Here is an 18,002-nt window from a genome sequence, read left to right on the forward strand (position 1 = left end):
CGTCGATCCGCCCCGCCCGCTCGCGCCGCCCCGGGCCGGGTGCGCGCCCCACCACCTCAGACGCGCGCGCCCACCCGGCCGCCCGCACCATCCAGAACACGTCTGGAGATCCACGACATGCCCGCCCTGCGCTCCCGCGTCACCACCCACGGCCGCAACGCCGCCGGAGCGCGCTCGCTCTGGCGCGCCACCGGCATGGGCGACGACGACTTCGGCAAGCCGATCGTCGCGATCGCCAACTCCTACACCCAGTTCGTGCCCGGTCACGTGCACCTCAAGGACATGGGCGACCTGGTCGCGAGCGCGATCACCGAGGCGGGCGGGGTCTCCAAGGAGTTCAACACGATCGCCGTCGACGACGGCATCGCCATGGGCCACGGCGGGATGCTCTACTCGCTGCCCAGCCGCGAGATCATCGCCGACGCGGTCGAGTACATGGTCAACGGCCACGCGGCCGACGCACTGGTCTGCATCTCGAACTGCGACAAGATCACCCCGGGGATGCTGAACGCCGCGATGCGGCTCAACATCCCGACGGTCTTCGTCTCCGGTGGTCCGATGGAGGCCGGCAAGGCCGTCGTCGTCGGCGGAGTCGCGCAGGCACCGACCGACCTGATCACCGCGATCGCCGCGTCGGCGTCGTCCGAGGTCGACGAGGCCGGGCTGGCCGAGGTCGAGCGCTCGGCCTGCCCGACCTGCGGGTCGTGCTCGGGCATGTTCACCGCGAACTCGATGAACTGCCTGACCGAGGCGCTCGGGCTGTCGCTGCCGGGCAACGGATCCACCCTCGCCACGCACGCCGCGCGCCGCGAGCTGTTCCTGAACGCCGGGCGCACCGTGATGGACCTGGCCACCCGCTGGTACCGCGACGACGACGCGTCGGCACTACCGCGCAACATCGCGACCCGCGAGGCGTTCGAGAACGCGATGGCGCTCGATGTCGCGATGGGCGGTTCGACGAACACCGTCCTGCACATCCTGGCCGCCGCCCAGGAGGGCGAGATCGACTTCGATCTCGAGGCCATCGACGCGGTCTCGCGGCGGGTGCCCTGCCTGAGCAAGGTCGCCCCGAACTCGGATTACCACATGGAGGACGTGCACCGGGCCGGTGGCATCCCGGCCCTGCTGGGCGAGCTGTGGCGGGCCGGGCTGCTCAACACCGGCGTGCACACCGTGCACTCCCCCACGATGGAGCAGTGGCTCACCGAGTGGGACATCCGGTCGTCCGCACCGTCGGAGACGGCGGTCGAGCTGTACCACGCGGCGCCGGGCGGGGTCCGGACCACGCAGGCGTTCTCCACCGAGAACCGCTGGTCCTCGCTGGACACCGATGCCGCAGGCGGCTGCATCAGGGACCTCGAGCACGCCTACTCCGCAGACGGCGGACTCGCGGTGCTGCGCGGCAACCTGGCGCTCGACGGAGCGGTGATCAAGACCGCCGGGATCCCGGAGGACATCTGGCAGTTCGAGGGCCCGGCCGTGGTCCTGGAGAGCCAGGAGGACGCCGTCTCGGCGATCCTGCGCAAGGACATCAAGCCCGGTGACGTGCTGGTGATCCGCTACGAGGGCCCGTCCGGCGGGCCGGGGATGCAGGAGATGCTGCACCCCACCGCGTTCCTCAAGGGCGCCGGCCTGGGCAAGACCTGCGCACTGATCACCGACGGCCGGTTCTCCGGCGGCTCGTCCGGCATCTCGGTCGGGCACATCTCCCCCGAGGCCGCCGCCGGCGGGACGATCGGGCTGGTGGAGAACGGCGACCGGGTCCGGCTCGACGTGCGGGCCCGTTCGCTGGAGCTGCTGGTCGACGCCGAGGTGCTCGCCGACCGGCGGGCCAAGATGGAGGCCTCCGAGCGGCCCTGGCAGCCGAAGGACCGGCAGCGCACGGTGTCGAAGGCGCTGCGCGCCTACGCCCACATGGCGACCAGCGCCGACACCGGCGCCGTCCGCCGGATCCCCTGAGCCCGGGATGAGCACCGGTACCCGCTCGCTCGGGTCGCTCACGGTCTCCGCGCAGGGCCTCGGCTGCATGGGCATGAGTCAGAGCTACGGCGCCGGTGACGACGCCGAGTCGATCGCGACGATCCACCGTGCGCTCGAACTCGGCGTCACCCTGCTCGACACCGCGAACGTCTACGGCGACGGCGCCAACGAGGAGCTCGTCGGACGGGCGATCGCGGACCGCCGGGACCGGGTGGTGCTGGCGACGAAGTTCGGGATCGTCCGCGACGCCGCCGGCAACCAGGGCGCGCAGGGTGACCGGGCGTACGTGCACAGCTGCATCGACGAGTCGCTGCGCCGCCTCGGCGTCGATCACGTGGATCTCTACTACCAGCACCGGATCGACCCGGACGTCCCGGTCGAGGAGACCGTGGGCGCACTCGTCGAGCTGATCGACGCGGGAAAGATCCGGCACTACGGATTGTCCGAGTGCAGCGCGGAGACCCTGCGCCGCGCGCACGCCGTGCACCCACCGGTCGCGGTGCAGTCCGAGTGGTCGCTGTGGACCCGTGGCATCGAGGACGCGGTCGCCCCGGCGTGCGCGGAGCTGGGTGTGGGGATCGTGCCGTTCTCCCCGCTCGGGCGCGGGTTCCTGACCGGCGCGATCACCTCGGCCGGGCAGCTCGGCGAGGGTGACATGCGGCGCGGGATTCCGCGGTTCTCCGAGGAGAACCTGGCCGCGAACCTCGCGATCGTCGACGCGCTGCGGGCGATCGCCGAGCGCCGCGGGATCACGGCCGGACAGCTCGCGCTGGCCTGGGTGCAGGCCCGTGGCGAGCACGTCGTCCCGATCCCGGGCACCAAGCGGCGCCGCTACCTGGAGGAGAACGTCGCCGCCGCGTTGCTGGAGCTCACCGCCGACGAGCTCGCGGAGATCGAGGCCGCCGCACCGGCTGCCGCGGTGGCCGGCGAGCGTTATCCGGCGCACCTGCAGCGCACCGTGGGGCGCTGACCCGGGCGATCACGGGAGCCGTCGCCCACCCAGCGCGTCGTCGAGTTCGGCGAGTGCCGCGACGACCACCCGGACCATCGAGGTGACCCGCTCGGGGCCCTGGTGGTCGGCGGCGAACGGCAGGTACTGCACGTGCGCCGCGATCCGCGCCCAGGCCGTTTCGACGGCGATCATCGCCGGCGGGTCGGCCGCGCCGAGCGCCTCGTGCAGGGTGTCCCGGTAGCGCTGCGGGACGGGATCGGACGGGGCGTCCGCCGGGCCGTCGGGCGGTGGCGCGGCGAGTATCACGGTGTCCAGCGAACCGGGTGCGACGCGGGCGTTCCCCCAGTCCAGCAGCACCGCGCCGGCCGGTCCGGCGTGCACGTTCCCGCGGTGCGCGTCGCCGTGGCAGAGCGTCCGGGGCAACGCGGCGAGTGCGGTGCCGATCCGGTCGTCGGTCGCCCAGGTGCGGACGACGGCATCGGCATCCAGGTATGCCTGTCGCGCGTCCGGGTCCCGGGCGGCGGCGGCCTGCAGGCCGACCGATGCCAGTGCACACAGCCGGCCCCACCAGGTCGGGTCGACGACCGGGACACCGCGCGGACGGTTGCGCCGCCAGTGCGCGTGCACCAGTGCCAGGGTGCGCCAGGCGTCGTCCGGAACGGGGGTGCCGGGCGGCAGCGGATCGCCGGGCTCGTGGGCCAGCACGATCCAGCCGTCGCCGGGGACCAGCATCCGGGGCACCCGCACCGGGCCGTTGACCACCGCGACCGCGCGCAGCGCCGCGATCTCCTCGGCACCCGCGGCCTTCAGCACCACCGACGAGCCGTCGTCCAGGTCGATCCGTTCGACGGCCGCGGAGGCGTAGCCGCCGGCCAGCGGCTCCCGGCCGACTACCCGCGGAGCACGCCGCAGCCGCTTCGCGAGCGGGCCCAGCCAGACGTCGTCGGGCGGCGCCGTCATCGACGCAGCACGAACAGGACCAGCAGCGCGACCCCCACCCCGACGATCAGCGACAGCACCGACCACGGCAGCGGGCGACGCTGGTAGGTGCGGCCGGCGTCGATCGCGATCCGGCCGGCGCCCGCGAACAGCAGCGCCGCGGCGCCCCCACCGAGCAGCAGGTGCAGCTCGAGGGAGTTCGGGCCGTCCGCGGCGAACAGCGGCACCATCGGGCCGTCCGGCCCGAGCGAGAGCACGATCGCGACGATCTTGGTGGCGAGCAGCCCGGCCGCGGCGAACGGGGTCAGCAGGCCGAGCACCAGCAGCACCCCGAGCAGCAGCTGACCGACCCCGAGCACCCAGGCCAGCGGCAGCGCGAACGCGGTGAACCCGAGCTCGGACAGCGCATCGGCGGTGCCGGCCGGGCCGAGCCCGCCGAGCAGGCCGGCCGTCTTCTGCGCCCCGTGCGCGGCGAAGATCACGCCGACCACGACGCGCAGGATCAACAGCCCGATGTCGGAGGAGACGTGCGCCGGTACCGGCAACCGTTCCGGCCGTGTCCGCTCCGGCGGTTCGTCACCGGAGACACTGCCCCAGTCGTACTGCTGCGTGGGCCCGCTCATGCCACCGACCCTACCGGCGGGGGTGTCGCCCACCTGCGGGTTTCCCCCGGCGCGTCCCCTGACTAATAGGCCCCGGTGACCAGGTTCGGGGGCTCGTCGCCGGCGGCGAACGCCGCCAGCTGCTCGGCCGCAACACCGTAGGCGCGGCGCATGGCGAGCGGGACACTGCCACCGACGTGCGGGGTGAGCAGCAGGCCCGGCGCGGAGAACAGCGGATGCCCCTCCGGGAGCGGCTCCGGGTCGGTGACGTCGACGGCGGCCCGCAGCCGGCCGGAGGTCAGCTCGGCGAGCAACGCGTCGGTGTCGCACACCGGGCCACGGGCGCCGTTGACCAGCAGCGCGCCGTCCGGCATCGCGGCGAGGAACTCGGCGTTCACCATGCCGCGGGTCTCGTCGGTGAGCGGGACGATCAGCACGGTGGCGTCGTGGCGGGGCAGCAGCTGCGGAAGTTCGTCCCAGCCGTGCACGCCGTCCCGGGCGCTACGGCCGACCAGGGTGATCTCGACGTCGAACGGCTCCAGCCGGGCCTTGGTCTTCGCGCCGACGTCGCCCGCGCCGATGATCAGGATCTTCTTCCCGGCCAGCTCCTCGGTCCGGTGGTAGTCCCACACGCCGCGGTCCTGGGCGCGCACGAACCGGTCGAGGTGCCGGTAGACGGCCAGCAGCACCGACACCACCCACTCGGCGGTGGCGCCGCCGTGCGCGCCGCGGCCGTCGGACAGTGCGACGCCGTCGGGCAGCTTCCCGATCCAGGCCTCGGCGCCCGCGGTGAGCAGCTGGACGATCTCCAGCTTCGGCATCCCATCGGTCAGCGCGATCGCGTCGGAGGTCGCGAGGAACGGCGGCACGAGGGCACGGGCGGTGGCCGCCTCGTCGGGTAGCGGCTTCTCCGGGTCGTAGAGGACCGGGCGCAGACCGTCCACCTCGGACAGGATCTCGACTCCTTCGGTCTGCGGCACCAGAACGGTCACGGGGGTCATACCTCCGGACCGTACTCACCCGGCACTCACCTCGTCCCGCCTACCGTGGGCCCCCGTGAACGTCCGCCTGCTGCTGACCCTCGCGGCACTGCTCGTGCTCGTGACCGGTTGCGCGACGTTCCCCGACGAGGGCCCGCGGGACTGGCGGCCGCAGGCCGAGGGCGAGGGCGAACTCGGCGGGCCGCCGCAGATCGCGCCGCCCGAGCCGCCGCCCTCGACCCGTCCGGCACCCGGCCCGCAGCAACAGCAGCAGCCGCCACCGGCAGGCCCCTGCGAGGACCCGGACCCGCAGGTGGTCGCGGCCTGCCTGGGGCCGGTCGGCGCGGTCGCCGTGCTGCCCCCCGGCGACCAGGCACTCGTCGCCGAGCGCCGCACCGGCCGGGTGCTGCAGGTCAGGCGGGGTGCCGACCCGGTCGAGATCGCACGGGTGCCGGTCGACCCGGCCACCGGGATCAACGGACTGGTGCTCTCGCCCGGATACGCCGAGGACCGGCTGGTCTACGTACTCGCCGGGACGCCCGAGGGCGGCCAGGTGCTGCGGATCGCACCCGGAGAGCCGCCGAAGCCGGTGCTGACCGGGCTGCCGAACTCGGCGGGCGGGGGGCTCGCCGTCGACGACGCCCATCTCGTCGTCGCCACCGGCGCGGGCGAGGGCCCGCTCGCCGGTGCGGTGCTGCGGATCGACACGCTCGGCAGGCCCGCGCCGGGGAATCCCGATCCGGCGTCACCGGTGCTGGCCCGTGGCCTCACCGACCCGGGCGGGGTCTGCATCGATCCGGCGGCGGACACGACCTGGGTGACCGACCGGGCTCCCACCCGGGACGTCCTCTACCGGGTCGGAGCGGGGACGCTCGGGGCGCCCGCCTGGACGTGGCCGGAGCGCCCCGGCGTCGCGGGCTGCACGGTGCTGCCGGGCACGCTGGTGGTCGCCCAGTCCGGCGCCGAGGCGCTGTACCTGCTCACCCCGGGCCGCGACGGCGCCTTCACCGGCGACCCGAAACCCGTCCTGGAGGAGATCTACGGGGCGGTCGGCGAGGTGACCCGCGCCCCTGACGGCCTGCTCTGGCTCGGCACCGTCAACCGCGATGGCACGGCCCCGGGCCGCACCGACGACCGCGTCGTGCGCATCCAGCCGCCCACCGGGGGCGGCGAGTCCGCCATCTGAGGGTTCGCACCCCGAGGCCCCGGTTCGCACCTGCTGCAGCGGGCGCGAACCGGGGCGCCGGGGTGCGAACCCTCCCCCGAGCCGGCCCCCGGGCGCAAGCCGGGGCGCCGGGGCGCGAGCCGGGCGTCGGGATGCGAGCCGGGGCCCGGGATGCGAACCAAGCGCCGGCGCGCGAGCCGGGCGCCCGGGCGCGAAGCAGGCGCCGAGGGGTACCTCAGCGCTCCCCGGCGAAGATCGAACAGCTCTGCTGTGACCCTCGTGCCCCGGTCGGGTCAGGCCCCGACGCGCTCGATGATCAGCTCCCGCACGCGCTTGGCGTCGGCCTGACCCTTCGTCGCCTTCATCACCGCACCGACGATCGCACCCGCCGCCGCCACCTTGCCGCCGCGGATCTTCTCCGCGACGTCGGGCTGCTCGGCCAGCGCCGCGTCGACGGCAGCGATCAGCTCGCCCTCGTCGGACACGACCTTCAGGCCGCGGGCGGCGACGACCGCATCCGGGTCGCCCTCGCCGGCCAGCACGCCGTCGACCACCTGACGGGCGAGCTTGTTGGTCAGCTCGCCGGACGCGACCAGCACGACCACCCGGGCGACCTGCTCCGGAGTGATCGACAGCTCGCCGAGCTCGACGGAGCGGGTGTTCGCCTGCTGCGCGAGGTAGGAGACCCACCACGAGCGGGCCTCCTGGGACGACGCGCCCGCGGCGACGGTCGCCTCGACCAGCTCGAGCGCGTCGGCGTTGACCAGGTCGCGGATCTCCTCGTCGGAGATGCCCCACTCGTCCTGGATCCGGCGGCGCCGCTCCCAGGGCAGCTCGGGCAAGGTGCCGCGCAGCTCCTCGACCCACTCGGCGCTCGGCGCGATCGGGACCAGATCGGGCTCCGGGAAGTACCGGTAGTCCTCGGAGGTCTCCTTGCGCCGCCCTGCGCGGGTGTGCCCGGTCGCCTCGTCGAAGTGCCGGGTCTCCTGGACGATCTCCTCGCCCGCGTCGAGCACACCGGCCTGCCGGCCCATCTCGTGCCGGACCGCACGCTCGACCGACCGCAACGAGTTGACGTTTTTGGTCTCGGTGCGGGTGCCCAGCGGGCCGCCCTTCGGCGAGAGCGACAGGTTCACGTCGGCACGCATCGAGCCCTGGTCCATCCGGACGTCGGAGACGCCGAGGGACTTGATCAGATCGCGCAGCGCGGTGACGTAGGCGCGGGCCACCTCGGGTGCGCGGGCGCCGGTGTCCGGGATCATCTTCGTGACGATCTCGATCAGCGGCACGCCGGCCCGGTTGTAGTCGAGCAGCGAGTGGTCCGCGCCGTGGATCCGGCCGTCGGAGCCACCGACGTGCAGCGACTTGCCGGTGTCCTCCTCCATGTGCGCGCGCTCGATGCCGATCCGGACGACCTCGCCGTCGTCCAGGGTCAGGTCCAGGAACCCGTCGACGGCGATCGGCTCGTCGTACTGGGAGGTCTGGAAGTTCTTCGGCATGTCCGGGTAGAAGTAGTTCTTCCGGGCGAACCGGCCCCACGGCGCGATCGAGCAGTTCAGCGCCAGGCCGATCCGGATCGCCGACTCCACCGCGGCCCGGTTCACCACCGGCAGCGCCCCGGGCAGGCCGAGGCAGACCGGGCAGACCTGGGTGTTCGGCTCGGCGCCGAACTCGGTCGGGCAGCCACAGAACATCTTGGTGTTCGTGGACAGCTCCACGTGCACCTCGATGCCGAGCACCGGATCGAAGCGGGCGACGACGTCGTCGAAGTCCACGAGCTCGATGGACGTGGTCATGCGGTCACCTCCGGAACCCGGGCGATCAGCGGGCCGCCCTCGTCGGCGTCGCGGGCGGCCTCGAACGCGGCCCCGACGCGGTACATCACGGCCTCACCGAGCGCCGGCGCCATGATCTGCAGCCCGGTCGGCAGTCCCTCGGAGAGCCCTGAGGGCACCGACATCCCGGCCACCCCGGCCAGGTTGGTCGGGATGGTGGCCAGGTCGTTGAGGTACATCGCAAGCGGGTCGTCGACCTTGTCCCCGATCGGGAACGGGACGGTCGGCGTGGTCGGCGAGACCAGCACGTCGGCCTGCGCGAACGCGGCGTCGAAGTCCCGGCTGATCAGCGTGCGGACCTTCTGCGCCTGCCCGTAGTAGGCGTCGTAGTAGCCCGACGACAGCGCGTAGGTGCCGAGCATGATCCGGCGCTTCACCTCGGGACCGAAGCCCTGCTCGCGGGTGTTGGCCATGACCTCCTCGGCGGAGCGCCCTTCCGCGGCGCGCAGGCCGTAGCGCATGGCGTCGAACCGGGCCAGGTTCGACGACACCTCGCTGGGCAGGATCAGGTAGTAGGCGGCCATCCCGTACTCGAAGTTCGGGCAGCTCACCTCCACCAGCTCGGCGCCGAGCTTCTCCAGCCGGCGCAACGACGCGTCGTAGGAGGCCCGCACGCCCGGCTGGTAGCCCTCGCCGCCCAGCTCGCGGACGACGCCGACCTTCAGGCCCGACAGGTCGCCCTGCGCACCCTGTCGCGCGGCCGCGACGACGCCCGGGACGGGCGCGTCGATCGAGGTCGAGTCGCGCGGGTCGTGCCCGCCGATCACCTCGTGCAGCAGCGCCGCGTCGAGCACCGTCCGCGCGCACGGCCCACCCTGGTCCAGCGACGACGCACAGGCCACCAGCCCGTAGCGGGAGACGCCGCCGTAGGTCGGCTTGACCCCGACGGTGCCGGTGAAGGCGGCCGGCTGGCGGATCGAGCCGCCGGTGTCGGTGCCGATCGCCAGCGGCGCCTCGTAGGCGGCCAGCGCGGCCGCGGAGCCGCCGCCGGAGCCGCCCGGGACCCGGGTGGTGTCCCACGGGTTGCGGGTGACGCCGTACGCCGAGTGCTCGGTGGAGGAGCCCATCGCGAACTCGTCCATGTTCGTCTTGCCCAGGATCGTGATCCCGGCGGCGCGCAGCCGCTCGGTAACGGTCGCGTCGTACGGCGGCTGCCAGCCCTCGAGGATCTTCGAGCCGCAGGTGGTGGGCATGTCGGAGGTCGCGAAGACGTCCTTGAGCGCCAGCGGCACCCCGGCCAGCGGCGAGGCCGGCGCGCCGGCGGCGATCGCGTCGTCGGTGCGCTGCGCGGCGGCCAGTGCGGACTCGGCTCCGACGTGCAGGAAGGCGTGCACCGCCGGGTCCACGGTGGCGATCCGGTCCAGGTGGGCCTGCGCGGCCTCGACCGCGGACACCTCCCGGGCGTGGATCTTCTCGGCGAGCGCGGCGGCGGTCAGCCTGGTCAGGTCACTCATGCTTCCTCCCCCAGGATCCGTGGCACCCGGAAGCGTCCGTCCTCGGCGGCCGGTGCACCGGAGAGCGCCTGCTCCTGGGTGAGACCGGGGCGGCGCTCGTCGGGCCGGAAGACGTTCTCCAGCGGGACGGCGTGCGAGGTCGGCGGGATGTCGTCGGCGGCGACCTCCCCGACCCGCGCCACCGAGCCGATGATCACGTCGAGCTGGCCGGCGAAGACGTCGCACTCCTCCTCGGTGACGGCCAGGCGGGCCAGCCGGGCGAGGTGTGCGACCTCGTCCCGGGTGATGGCCCCGCCTGCTGCGGGGGAATCGGTGGTCATGCCCCTCCTCGGGATAATTCTGACTCGCGGGCCCGGGGTGGATCCGGATGCACTGCTGCCCCGGCTGCGCGGGTCCCGGTCCGGCGCTGGGACCACGGTGTTGCGACCGCGGTGCGCCGGCCCGGCCGGAACATCACCCGACACGCCCTCGGCGGACGTGTGCGCCGGTCTGCGGACGAGTCTATTCCCGCCGGTCCGCCCGCCGACCGCCCCCCGGTGACCGCTCCGGTACACAGCGGAGGCGGGGAGCTGATGACCCAGCAGGGGCCCGGGTGGCAGGATCACTGTTCCCGCCCGGAACCCTCCGCGCCGTAGTCGCGCGGACGGTCACGGCCTCGCAGCCACGGTGCGGGTGCACCGGCATGCCACCAGGGCGTCCGAGCAGAGGGAGAGGATCCGTTCGTGTCGTTCCTGCTCCGGGTCGTCCTCCCGGACAAGCCCGGAAACCTCGGGGCCGTGGCCTCCGCACTCGGCGGGGCCGGAGCGGACATCCTCAGCGTGGACGTCGTCGAGCGCAACGACGGCCAGGCCGTCGACGACATCGCCGTCGAGCTGTCCACCAACCGCCCACCGGACGTGCTGATCACCGCCGCGGAGTCGGTCCCGGGGGTCACCGTCGAGTCGGTGCGCCCGCACACCGGACAGCTGGACACCCATCGCGAGCTGGAGCTGCTCGACGAGATCGCCGGCGACCCCGGGCACGGGCTCGATCTGCTCGCGGAGGAGGTCCCCCGGCTGTTCCGGGCCGGCTGGGCGCTGGTCGCGGTCAGCGAGGACGGGCGTTCCTACCGGATCGCGGAGAGCTCAGCGGCGCCCGAGACCCGCACCGGCGATCTGCGGTGGCTGCCGCTGGACCGGGCGATCGCGCTGGACGAGCGGCACTGGGTCCCCGAGCCGTGGCGTGCGATGGACACCGAGCTGGCCGCCGCCCCGTTCGGGTCGGGCGCCCCGCCCAAGACCCTGGTGGTGGGACGGCCGGGCGGCCCGGTGTTCCGGCCTTCCGAGCTGGCCCGGCTGGCGCATCTCGCCGGGATCGTCGCCACCGTCCTGAAGGCCTGACGGCCCGTTACACACCCCTTCGCCCCGCCGCACACCTGTTGCAGCGGGTGTGTAGCGGGGCGAAGGGGTGTGTAACGGGTGCCTCGTTCAGACCCGGATCGACAGCGCGGTGCGGACGAGGTCGTCGTTGCCGGTGGCCAGCCATCCGTCCGGGCGGACCAGGACGTCCTCGAAGCCGATCCGGGTGTCGATGTTGACCCGGGTCGCGTACTCCAGCACCGGCCAGGCGCCCTCCTCCTCGCCGTGCAGCAGCACCGGGACGGGCGGCTGACCGAGCGCGCGCAGGATCCGGATGCCCTCGGCGACGGCGGTCTCCGGGTCGACGACGGTCGACTCGGCGATCACCCGGCGGGTGCCCGGCGGGAGACCGTTCTGGCGCAGGGTCACCGCGTCACCGCTGGTCCAGACGCCGAGCTCGACGGCGATGCCGACCGACCAGGCGGCCCGGCAGACGTCGGTCCAGCCCAGCTCGTGCACGTTGACACCGCACACGTCGGGCTTGCCGGAACCGAGCCTGCCCCAGGTCAGCACGGTCTCGACCCGGTCGGCCGGATCCGGCTGGATCCACCGGCCGGTCGGGACGCCGACCTCGATACCGGGGGCCTCCTGGCGGATCAGCGCGACGACGTCACCGACGACGGCGGGCTCGATGGTCTCCAGGCCGTCGTCGTCGCGCGGATGCACGTGCACCGAGGTGACACCGAGCCGGGCCACGGCACGGGCATCGCGGGCCAGATGGCGCGGCAGCACCGGGAGGGCGGGATGTGCATCCGCCGGTCGTGACCCGTTGAGCGCCGCCTGCAACACCGTGTTCCCCCGCTTCGAGCATCGCCGGTCCACGTCGAACCGGTCGCACGAAGACTAGGTGCTCGGTTCCGGGCCGGACCGCCGGGCGCGCCCCCCGCACCGGGTGACGTCGCCCTCCGGCAGCCGGCCCGCGCCGGGCGGATACGCCGGGTGACCGAACGGTCGCCCCGGGACACGCCGCCGCGGGTCGCGGCCCACCACGCTCACTCGGCCGAGGCGTGCTCCCGGGCCGCATCCGGGCCGCGATCGAGCAGCACCTGGAACCCGGCCTCGTCGAGCACCGGCACACCGAGCTCGATGGCCTTCTCGTACTTGGACCCGGGCGCCTCGCCGGCGACGACGAACGCGGTCTTCTTCGACACCGACCCGGCGGCCCGGCCACCCCGGGCCATGATCGACTCCTTCGCCTCGTCCCGGGACCAGCGCTCCATCGAGCCGGTGATCACGATCGACAGGCCCTCCAGGAACCGCGGGACCGACTCGTCGACCTCGTCCTCCATCCGGACCCCGGCGGCGCGCCACTTCTGCACGACCTCGCGATGCCAGTCGACGGAGAACCAATCGCGCACCGCGGCGGCGATGGTGGGGCCGACCCCGTCCACCCCGGCGATCGGGGCGAGCGCCTCGGCCACCGCCTTCGCCCGGGCCCGCACCGCCGCCCGCTCCTGCTTCTCGGCCTCGGCGACGGCGGCCTCGGTGTCGCCCGCTGCCTCCGCTGCCTCGGTGTCGCCCGCGGCAGCCGTGGTCGCGGAGTCGGCGGGGTCCGCGCCCTGACTTTCCGGGGCGGCGGCTTCCGGCTCGGTGTCGCGGGCGGCGGTGTCGTCCTCCCCCGCCGTCCCGTCGGAGACGATCGCGACCCCGGCCGCCTCGGTGTCGGTCTTCGCCTGCGCCGCGGCGCGTTCGAGGGCCTCCATCGAGCCGAACTCGCGGGCCAGCGCCTGCGCCGCGGTCGGGCCGACGTGCCGGATCGACAGCCCGACGAGCACCCGCCACAGCGGCCGGTCCTGCGCCGCCTCCAGGTTGGCGAGCAGCTTGCGGCCGTTGACCGTGAGCTCGCCCTTCTGGTTGCGGAACAGCTCCGTGCGCAGCAGATCGGCCTCGGTGAGCGCGAACACGTCGCCCTCGTCGGTCAGCACGCCGGAGGTCAGCAGCGCCACCGCGGCCTCGTAACCGAGCCCCTCGATGTCGAAGGCGCCGCGCCCCGCGACGTGGAACAGCCGCTCGCGCAGCTGGGCCGGGCAGGAGCGCGCGTTCGGGCAGCGCCGGTCGACGTCGCCTGCCTTCTGCTGCACGAGCGCGGTGCCGCACTCGGGACAGTGGGTCGGCATCACGAACGCGCGCTCGGAGCCGTCGCGCACGTCGGTGACCGGGCCGAGCACCTCGGGGATCACGTCGCCCGCCTTGCGGATGACCACCCGGTCGCCGATCAGCACACCCTTGCGGCGGACCTCGTCGGCGTTGTGCAGGGTCGCCATCTCGACCGTGGAGCCGGCCACCTTCACCGGCTCCATCACCGCGAACGGGGTGACCCGCCCGGTGCGCCCGACGTTGACCCGGATGTCCAGCAGTCGGGTGGTGGCCTGCTCGGGCGGGTACTTGTAGGCGATCGCCCAGCGCGGGAACCGGGAGGTGGCACCGAGCCTGCGCTGCAGCGCGACCTCGTCGACCTTGACGACGACGCCGTCGATCTCGTGCTCGACGTCGTGCCGGTGCTCGCCCCAGTGCTCGACGAACTCGATCACCGCCTCGATGCCGCGGAGCACCTTCGCGCGCGGGGAGATCGGCAGCCCCCAGGCGACCAGTGCGTCGTAGGCCTCGGACTGGGTGCGCGGGGTGAAGCCCGCACGCCTGCCGAGGCCGTGGCAGATCAGCCGCAGGTTGCGCGACGCGGTGACCCGCGGATCCTTCTGGCGCAGCGACCCGGCCGCGGTGTTGCGCGGGTTCGCGAACGGCTCCTTGCCCGCCTCCACCAACGAGGCGTTGAGCCGGTCGAAGTCCTCCAGCCGGAAGTACACCTCGCCGCGGACCTCCACCAGGTCCGGTACCGGGAACTCGGTGGTGCCGGTCAGCGTGACCGGCACCTCGGCGAGGGTGCGCATGTTGAGGGTGATGTCCTCGCCGGTGCGCCCGTCGCCCCGGGTGAGCGCGCGGGTCAGCTTCCCGCCCTCGTAGAGCAGGTTCACCGCGAGACCGTCGATCTTGAGCTCGCAGAGGTAGTGCAGGTTCTCGCCGACCTCCTTGGTGACCCGCTCCTGCCAGGTGCGCAGATCCTCCGCGGAGAAGGCGTTGTCGAGCGAGAGCATCCGCTCGAGATGGTCGTGCGCGACGAACTCGGTGGAGAAGGTGCCGCCGACCCGCTGGGACGGCGAGTCGGGCGTGCGCAGCTCCGGGTGCGCCTCCTCCAGCGCGAGCAGCTCGTGCCAGAGCTCGTCGAACTGGCCGTCGGAGACGACCGGCGAATCCAGCACGTAGTAGCGGAACTGGTGGTCGGCCACCTCGGCCGCCAGCCGCGCATGCCGGTCGCGGGCCTGCCCGTCGCTCTGGGAACTCACGTCGGGCAGGTTAGCGGCGACCCCCGACAGTCACTCGCGGGCGAGCGCACCCGACCGTGCGAACCGTCGGCTGCGACCCGGTGCCCGGCCCGGTGACAGCCCGGCGGCGGCTCCGCCCGGCCGGCCGCGGAGAGCCCCGGTGCCGGCCCGCTGCCGGCCCGGTGGAGCCACGCGGGAGCCACCGCGGCGGCACCGACGGTGGCCGAGCGCGGCGATCCGCCCGACACGAAGGAGACCCCCCGAGCCCTTGACAGTTAGGTCAGGCTCACCTAAATTAATCCGTGTCGCTTCGTGGTGGGAGCGGCGCGTCAGTTCGGGACGGACGGCCCGGTGGCACCTCGGTGCGACCGGGCCGTTCCCGTGCGCAGCCCCGGGTGTTCCGGTCATGCTGGCAGACATGTTGCGCCTCGGGTTCCCGGTCGTCGGCGTCACCGATCTCGATCGCGCCGCCGGATTCTGGTCGTCCGCCCTGCACCTGCGGGTGTCCGACGAGTGGTCGAGCCCCGGATGGCGGACCCTCACCGCGCCGGACGGCGCCCGCACGCTCGGCCTGATGCGCAGCGCATCGCCACCGCAGGCGAAGCCCCGGATCCATCTCGATCTGCTCGTCGACACCACCGATGAGCAGGTCGCCGAGGTGGCACGACTGCTCGAACTCGGCGCGACGCGCCCCGACTGGGACGACTACCCGGCCGATCCGGACTTCGTCGTGCTCGCCGATCCGGACGGCAACGTCTTCTGTGTCGTCGATCTGAGCCGGGCACCGTCGTCCGGCTGATCCGCCGCACCTATCCTGGGATCCGTGACCGACACGCAGGACGCGCACGTACTCGACGAGACCGCGCGCCGGCGCACGTTCGCCGTCATCTCCCACCCGGACGCCGGCAAGTCCACCCTGACCGAGGCCCTCGCGCTGCACGCCGAGGTCATCGACTCGGCGGGCGCGGTGCACGGCAAGTCCGGCCGCAAGGGCGTCACCTCGGACTGGATGGAGATGGAGCGCGCCCGCGGCATCTCGGTGTCGTCGGCGGTGCTGCAGTTCGCCTACCGCGACTGCGTGATCAACCTGCTCGACACCCCCGGTCACGGCGACTTCTCCGAGGACACCTACCGGGTGCTGGCCGCCGTCGACGCCGCGGTGATGCTGCTCGACGCCGCGAAGGGCCTGGAGCCGCAGACCCTCAAGCTGTTCGACGTCTGCCGCTCGCGCGGCGTCCCGATCGTCACCTTCGTCAACAAGTGGGACCGGCCCGGCCGCGAGGCCCTGGAGCTGCTCGACGAGGTGGAGCAGACCATCGGCCTGCGCCCGATGCCGCTGACCTGGCCGCTGGGCATCGCCGGGCAGTTCAAGGGGCTCATCGAGCGCAGCACCGGCGAGTACACCGCGTTCACCCGCGCCGCGGGCGGCGCGACCAAGGCCACCGCGCAGGTCGTCGACGCCGAGACGATCGCCGCACAGGAGCCGGAGTACTGGCAGAACGCGCAGGACGAGCTGGGCCTGCTCGAGGAGATCGGCGCCGGGTTCGACGAGGAGGGCTTCCGCTCCGGCAAGGCCACCCCGGTGCTGTTCGGGTCGGCGCTGTCGAACATCGGTGTCGCCCGGCTGCTCGACTCGCTGGTCGACCTGGCCCCGCCGCCCGCCCCCCGCCCGGACGTGAAGGGCGAGGACCGCCCGCTCGAGGCACCCACCTCCGGGCTGATCTTCAAGGTCCAGGCCGGCATGGACAAGGCGCACCGCGACCGGATGGCCTTCCTGCGGATCTGCTCGGGCCGGTTCGAGCGCGGCATGGTGCTGACCCACGCCACGACAGGCAAGCCGTTCGCCACGAAGTACGCCCAGTCCGTGTTCGGTGCCGAGCGCCGGACCGTCGAGGAGGCGTTCCCGGGCGACATCGTCGGCCTGGTCAACGCGAACGCGCTGCGCCCCGGCGACACGCTCTACGCCGCCGATCCGGTCGACTTCCCGTCGATCCCGGCGTTCGCGCCCGAGCACTTCGCGGTGATCCGCGCCCGGGACGCCGGCAAGTACAAGCAGTTCCGCAAGGGCATCGAGCAGCTCGGCAACGAGGCCGTCATCCAGATCCTGCGTTCGGACGTGCGCGGCGACCAGGCGCCGGTGCTGGCCGCGGTCGGCCCGCTGCAGTTCGACGTGGTCACCGGGCGATTGGAGACCGAGTTCAACGCCCCCGTCGCGCTGGACCGGCTGCCCTATCAGATCGCCCGGCTGACCGAGGCCGCCGCGGTCGAGGCGCTGTCCGCACAGTCCGAGTGCGAGGTGCTGCGCCGCGACTCCGACGGCGAGTACCTCGCGCTGTTCAGCAACAAGTGGCGGATGGACATCATCCAGCGCAAGTTCCCGGACCTGCGGTTCGAGGCGATGCCGGCCGGGTCGTCGATCTCCTGACCGGGTCGCCGGCGATGACCGAGGACGACGGCACCGCAGGTCCGGACGACGCGCGCCGCACCGGCGAGCGGTACCGGGCGTACCTGGCCTGCCTGAACGAGCGCCGGCTCGACGAGCTGGGTGAGTTCGTGCACGATCCCGTCGTCCACAACGGACGCCGGCTGGAGCTGGCCGCGTTCGTCGCACTGCTCCGCCGGGACGTGGCCCAGATCCCCGACCTGCACTACGCCGTCGAGATGCTGGTGACCGACGCCGACCAGGTGGCGTGCCGGATCCGCTTCGACTGCACCCCGGTGGGATTCCGCGGCCTGCCCGCGGCGCGGGCGCCGATCTCGTTCGTCGAGCACGCCTTCTACCGGTACGAGGCGGGCCGGATCACCGAGATCCGGTCGGTGATCGACATGGACGCGATCCGCGACCAGCTCGGCGTTCCGCGCTGAGCGGAGCCCGGGACGCATCGGCGAGGGTGTGGTCAGGGTGCCGCGCAGTTCGGGGGTGCGCAGGCCGGTGTGCCGGCCCCCGGCTCGTCCGGGCCCGCCGGGATCGCACCGGACAGCACGGTGATCACGAAGGCGGCCAGCCAGATCAGCGCGCCGGACAGGCCGACCACCGAGACGCCGGCAGCCGCGATCGCGGTCCGGCTCCGCCGGACGCCGCCCCGGATTGCGCCCACCGTGCCCAGCACGAGCCCGCCGGCCGCGAGCACCAGGCCGACCGAAGCGAGCGCCAGCCCCAGCAGGGTCGGCCGGGCACCGATCGACAGGACGACCGCGACGGCGACGAGTACCGTCCCGAGCCCGCCGAGCGCGAGCGCCGTGGGGCCCAGGCCAGCGCCCGGCGGGGCGGCGGGCGGCGGGGCGGCGGCACGATCGGAGAGCACCGGCACAGCATCGGGACTCCGGGCACCCCGGCGCGCGCCGTGCACGCGCAGATACCCAGTTCTGGGTACTCCT

The 18,002-nt window shown here is 73.4% G+C and carries 16 protein-coding genes; 7 read left to right on the forward strand and 9 right to left on the reverse strand.

Annotation, left to right across the window (positions count from 1 at the left end; all coding sequences use genetic code 11):
- The first annotated feature begins 117 nt into the window (after positions 1-117).
- Positions 118-1,959: a dihydroxy-acid dehydratase gene (ilvD, locus tag Pdca_RS26440; protein WP_085910873.1), complete on the forward strand. Its 1,842-nt coding sequence runs from the start codon at positions 118-120 to the stop codon at positions 1,957-1,959.
- A gap of 7 nt (positions 1,960-1,966) precedes the next feature.
- Complete coding sequence (locus Pdca_RS26445) at positions 1,967-2,950, forward strand: aldo/keto reductase (RefSeq protein ID WP_085910872.1); 984 nt, start codon at positions 1,967-1,969, stop codon at positions 2,948-2,950.
- Between the two features lie 9 nt (positions 2,951-2,959).
- Here the strand turns inward: Pdca_RS26445 and Pdca_RS26450 are convergent, their stop codons facing one another.
- The 3 genes from Pdca_RS26450 to Pdca_RS26460 all read right to left on the reverse strand — a co-directional run bounded on the left by Pdca_RS26450 (position 2,960) and on the right by Pdca_RS26460 (position 5,474).
- A complete protein-coding gene (locus Pdca_RS26450) occupies positions 2,960-3,892 on the reverse strand; it encodes a phosphotransferase (RefSeq protein ID WP_085910871.1) in 933 nt (310 codons plus the stop codon).
- Positions 3,889-4,494: a DoxX family protein gene (locus Pdca_RS26455; RefSeq protein ID WP_085910870.1), complete on the reverse strand. Its 606-nt coding sequence runs from the start codon at positions 4,492-4,494 to the stop codon at positions 3,889-3,891. The genes Pdca_RS26450 and Pdca_RS26455 overlap by 4 nt, the downstream gene beginning before the upstream one ends.
- Before the next feature lie 62 nt (positions 4,495-4,556).
- Positions 4,557-5,474 (reverse strand): 2-hydroxyacid dehydrogenase, encoded by a 918-nt coding sequence (locus Pdca_RS26460; protein WP_085910869.1) that lies wholly within the window; start codon positions 5,472-5,474, stop codon positions 4,557-4,559.
- A 55-nt stretch (positions 5,475-5,529) separates the two neighbouring features.
- On the opposite strand from Pdca_RS26460, the gene Pdca_RS26465 reads away from it, so the two are divergent.
- Positions 5,530-6,639 carry a PQQ-dependent sugar dehydrogenase gene (locus Pdca_RS26465; protein WP_232021210.1) on the forward strand — a complete coding sequence of 370 codons (1,110 nt, stop codon included), beginning with the start codon at positions 5,530-5,532 and terminating at the stop codon, positions 6,637-6,639.
- A 272-nt stretch (positions 6,640-6,911) separates the two neighbouring features.
- Here the strand turns inward: Pdca_RS26465 and gatB are convergent, their stop codons facing one another.
- Genes gatB through gatC form a run of 3 tightly spaced genes read right to left on the reverse strand, consistent with a single transcriptional unit; the run spans position 6,912 to position 10,227 of the window.
- On the reverse strand, positions 6,912-8,414 hold the full coding sequence (gatB, locus tag Pdca_RS26470) for an Asp-tRNA(Asn)/Glu-tRNA(Gln) amidotransferase subunit GatB (RefSeq protein ID WP_085910868.1): 1,503 nt from the start codon (positions 8,412-8,414) through the stop codon (positions 6,912-6,914).
- On the reverse strand, positions 8,411-9,907 hold the full coding sequence (gene gatA, locus Pdca_RS26475) for an Asp-tRNA(Asn)/Glu-tRNA(Gln) amidotransferase subunit GatA (RefSeq protein WP_085910867.1): 1,497 nt from the start codon (positions 9,905-9,907) through the stop codon (positions 8,411-8,413). The genes gatB and gatA overlap by 4 nt, the downstream gene beginning before the upstream one ends.
- Positions 9,904-10,227 carry an Asp-tRNA(Asn)/Glu-tRNA(Gln) amidotransferase subunit GatC gene (gatC, locus tag Pdca_RS26480; protein ID WP_085910866.1) on the reverse strand — a complete coding sequence of 108 codons (324 nt, stop codon included), beginning with the start codon at positions 10,225-10,227 and terminating at the stop codon, positions 9,904-9,906. The genes gatA and gatC overlap by 4 nt, the downstream gene beginning before the upstream one ends.
- 402 nt (positions 10,228-10,629) lie before the next feature.
- On the opposite strand from gatC, the gene Pdca_RS26485 reads away from it, so the two are divergent.
- Positions 10,630-11,286 carry an ACT domain-containing protein gene (locus Pdca_RS26485; protein WP_085910865.1) on the forward strand — a complete coding sequence of 219 codons (657 nt, stop codon included), beginning with the start codon at positions 10,630-10,632 and terminating at the stop codon, positions 11,284-11,286.
- A gap of 87 nt (positions 11,287-11,373) precedes the next feature.
- Here the strand turns inward: Pdca_RS26485 and Pdca_RS26490 are convergent, their stop codons facing one another.
- Together Pdca_RS26490 and ligA are read right to left on the reverse strand one after the other, a co-directional pair.
- A complete protein-coding gene (locus tag Pdca_RS26490) occupies positions 11,374-12,126 on the reverse strand; it encodes a 3-keto-5-aminohexanoate cleavage protein (protein ID WP_307724049.1) in 753 nt (250 codons plus the stop codon).
- Between the two features lie 170 nt (positions 12,127-12,296).
- Positions 12,297-14,645 (reverse strand): NAD-dependent DNA ligase LigA, encoded by a 2,349-nt coding sequence (gene ligA, locus Pdca_RS26495; protein ID WP_232021212.1) that lies wholly within the window; start codon positions 14,643-14,645, stop codon positions 12,297-12,299.
- Positions 14,646-15,030: 385 nt separating this feature from the next.
- On the opposite strand from ligA, the gene Pdca_RS26500 reads away from it, so the two are divergent.
- The 3 genes from Pdca_RS26500 to Pdca_RS26510 are packed head-to-tail and all read left to right on the forward strand — an operon-like array spanning position 15,031 to position 17,489.
- Positions 15,031-15,423: a VOC family protein gene (locus Pdca_RS26500; protein ID WP_307724050.1), complete on the forward strand. Its 393-nt coding sequence runs from the start codon at positions 15,031-15,033 to the stop codon at positions 15,421-15,423.
- Positions 15,424-15,447: 24 nt separating this feature from the next.
- The gene (locus tag Pdca_RS26505) at positions 15,448-17,049 is read left to right on the forward strand and encodes a peptide chain release factor 3 (RefSeq protein WP_085910863.1); all 1,602 of its coding nucleotides are present in this window, start codon (positions 15,448-15,450) and stop codon (positions 17,047-17,049) included.
- A gap of 14 nt (positions 17,050-17,063) precedes the next feature.
- Positions 17,064-17,489: an ester cyclase gene (locus tag Pdca_RS26510; RefSeq protein WP_085910862.1), complete on the forward strand. Its 426-nt coding sequence runs from the start codon at positions 17,064-17,066 to the stop codon at positions 17,487-17,489.
- A gap of 32 nt (positions 17,490-17,521) precedes the next feature.
- Here Pdca_RS26510 and Pdca_RS26515 read toward each other — a convergent pair whose 3' ends face one another.
- Positions 17,522-17,929: a hypothetical protein gene (locus Pdca_RS26515; RefSeq protein WP_125911579.1), complete on the reverse strand. Its 408-nt coding sequence runs from the start codon at positions 17,927-17,929 to the stop codon at positions 17,522-17,524.
- Between the last annotated feature and the right edge of the window lie 73 nt (positions 17,930-18,002).

It is taken from the genome of Pseudonocardia autotrophica, assembly GCF_003945385.1.
In the GTDB taxonomy this organism is placed as follows: Bacteria; Actinomycetota; Actinomycetes; order Mycobacteriales; family Pseudonocardiaceae; genus Pseudonocardia; species Pseudonocardia autotrophica.

Bases quoted from the DNA above. Each gene is read 5' to 3' on its own strand.
- ilvD (WP_085910873.1), top strand. From the start codon at position 118: ATGCCCGCCCTGCGCTCCCGCGTCACCACCCACGGCCGCAACGCCGCC.
- Pdca_RS26445 (WP_085910872.1), top strand. From the start codon at position 1,967: ATGAGCACCGGTACCCGCTCGCTCGGGTCGCTCACGGTCTCCGCGCAG.
- Pdca_RS26450 (WP_085910871.1), bottom strand. From the start codon at position 3,892: ATGACGGCGCCGCCCGACGACGTCTGGCTGGGCCCGCTCGCGAAGCGG.
- Pdca_RS26455 (WP_085910870.1), bottom strand. From the start codon at position 4,494: ATGAGCGGGCCCACGCAGCAGTACGACTGGGGCAGTGTCTCCGGTGAC.
- Pdca_RS26460 (WP_085910869.1), bottom strand. From the start codon at position 5,474: ATGACCCCCGTGACCGTTCTGGTGCCGCAGACCGAAGGAGTCGAGATC.
- gatB (WP_085910868.1), bottom strand. From the start codon at position 8,414: ATGACCACGTCCATCGAGCTCGTGGACTTCGACGACGTCGTCGCCCGC.
- gatA (WP_085910867.1), bottom strand. From the start codon at position 9,907: ATGAGTGACCTGACCAGGCTGACCGCCGCCGCGCTCGCCGAGAAGATC.
- gatC (WP_085910866.1), bottom strand. From the start codon at position 10,227: ATGACCACCGATTCCCCCGCAGCAGGCGGGGCCATCACCCGGGACGAG.
- Pdca_RS26500 (WP_307724050.1), top strand. From the start codon at position 15,031: ATGCTGGCAGACATGTTGCGCCTCGGGTTCCCGGTCGTCGGCGTCACC.
- Pdca_RS26510 (WP_085910862.1), top strand. From the start codon at position 17,064: ATGACCGAGGACGACGGCACCGCAGGTCCGGACGACGCGCGCCGCACC.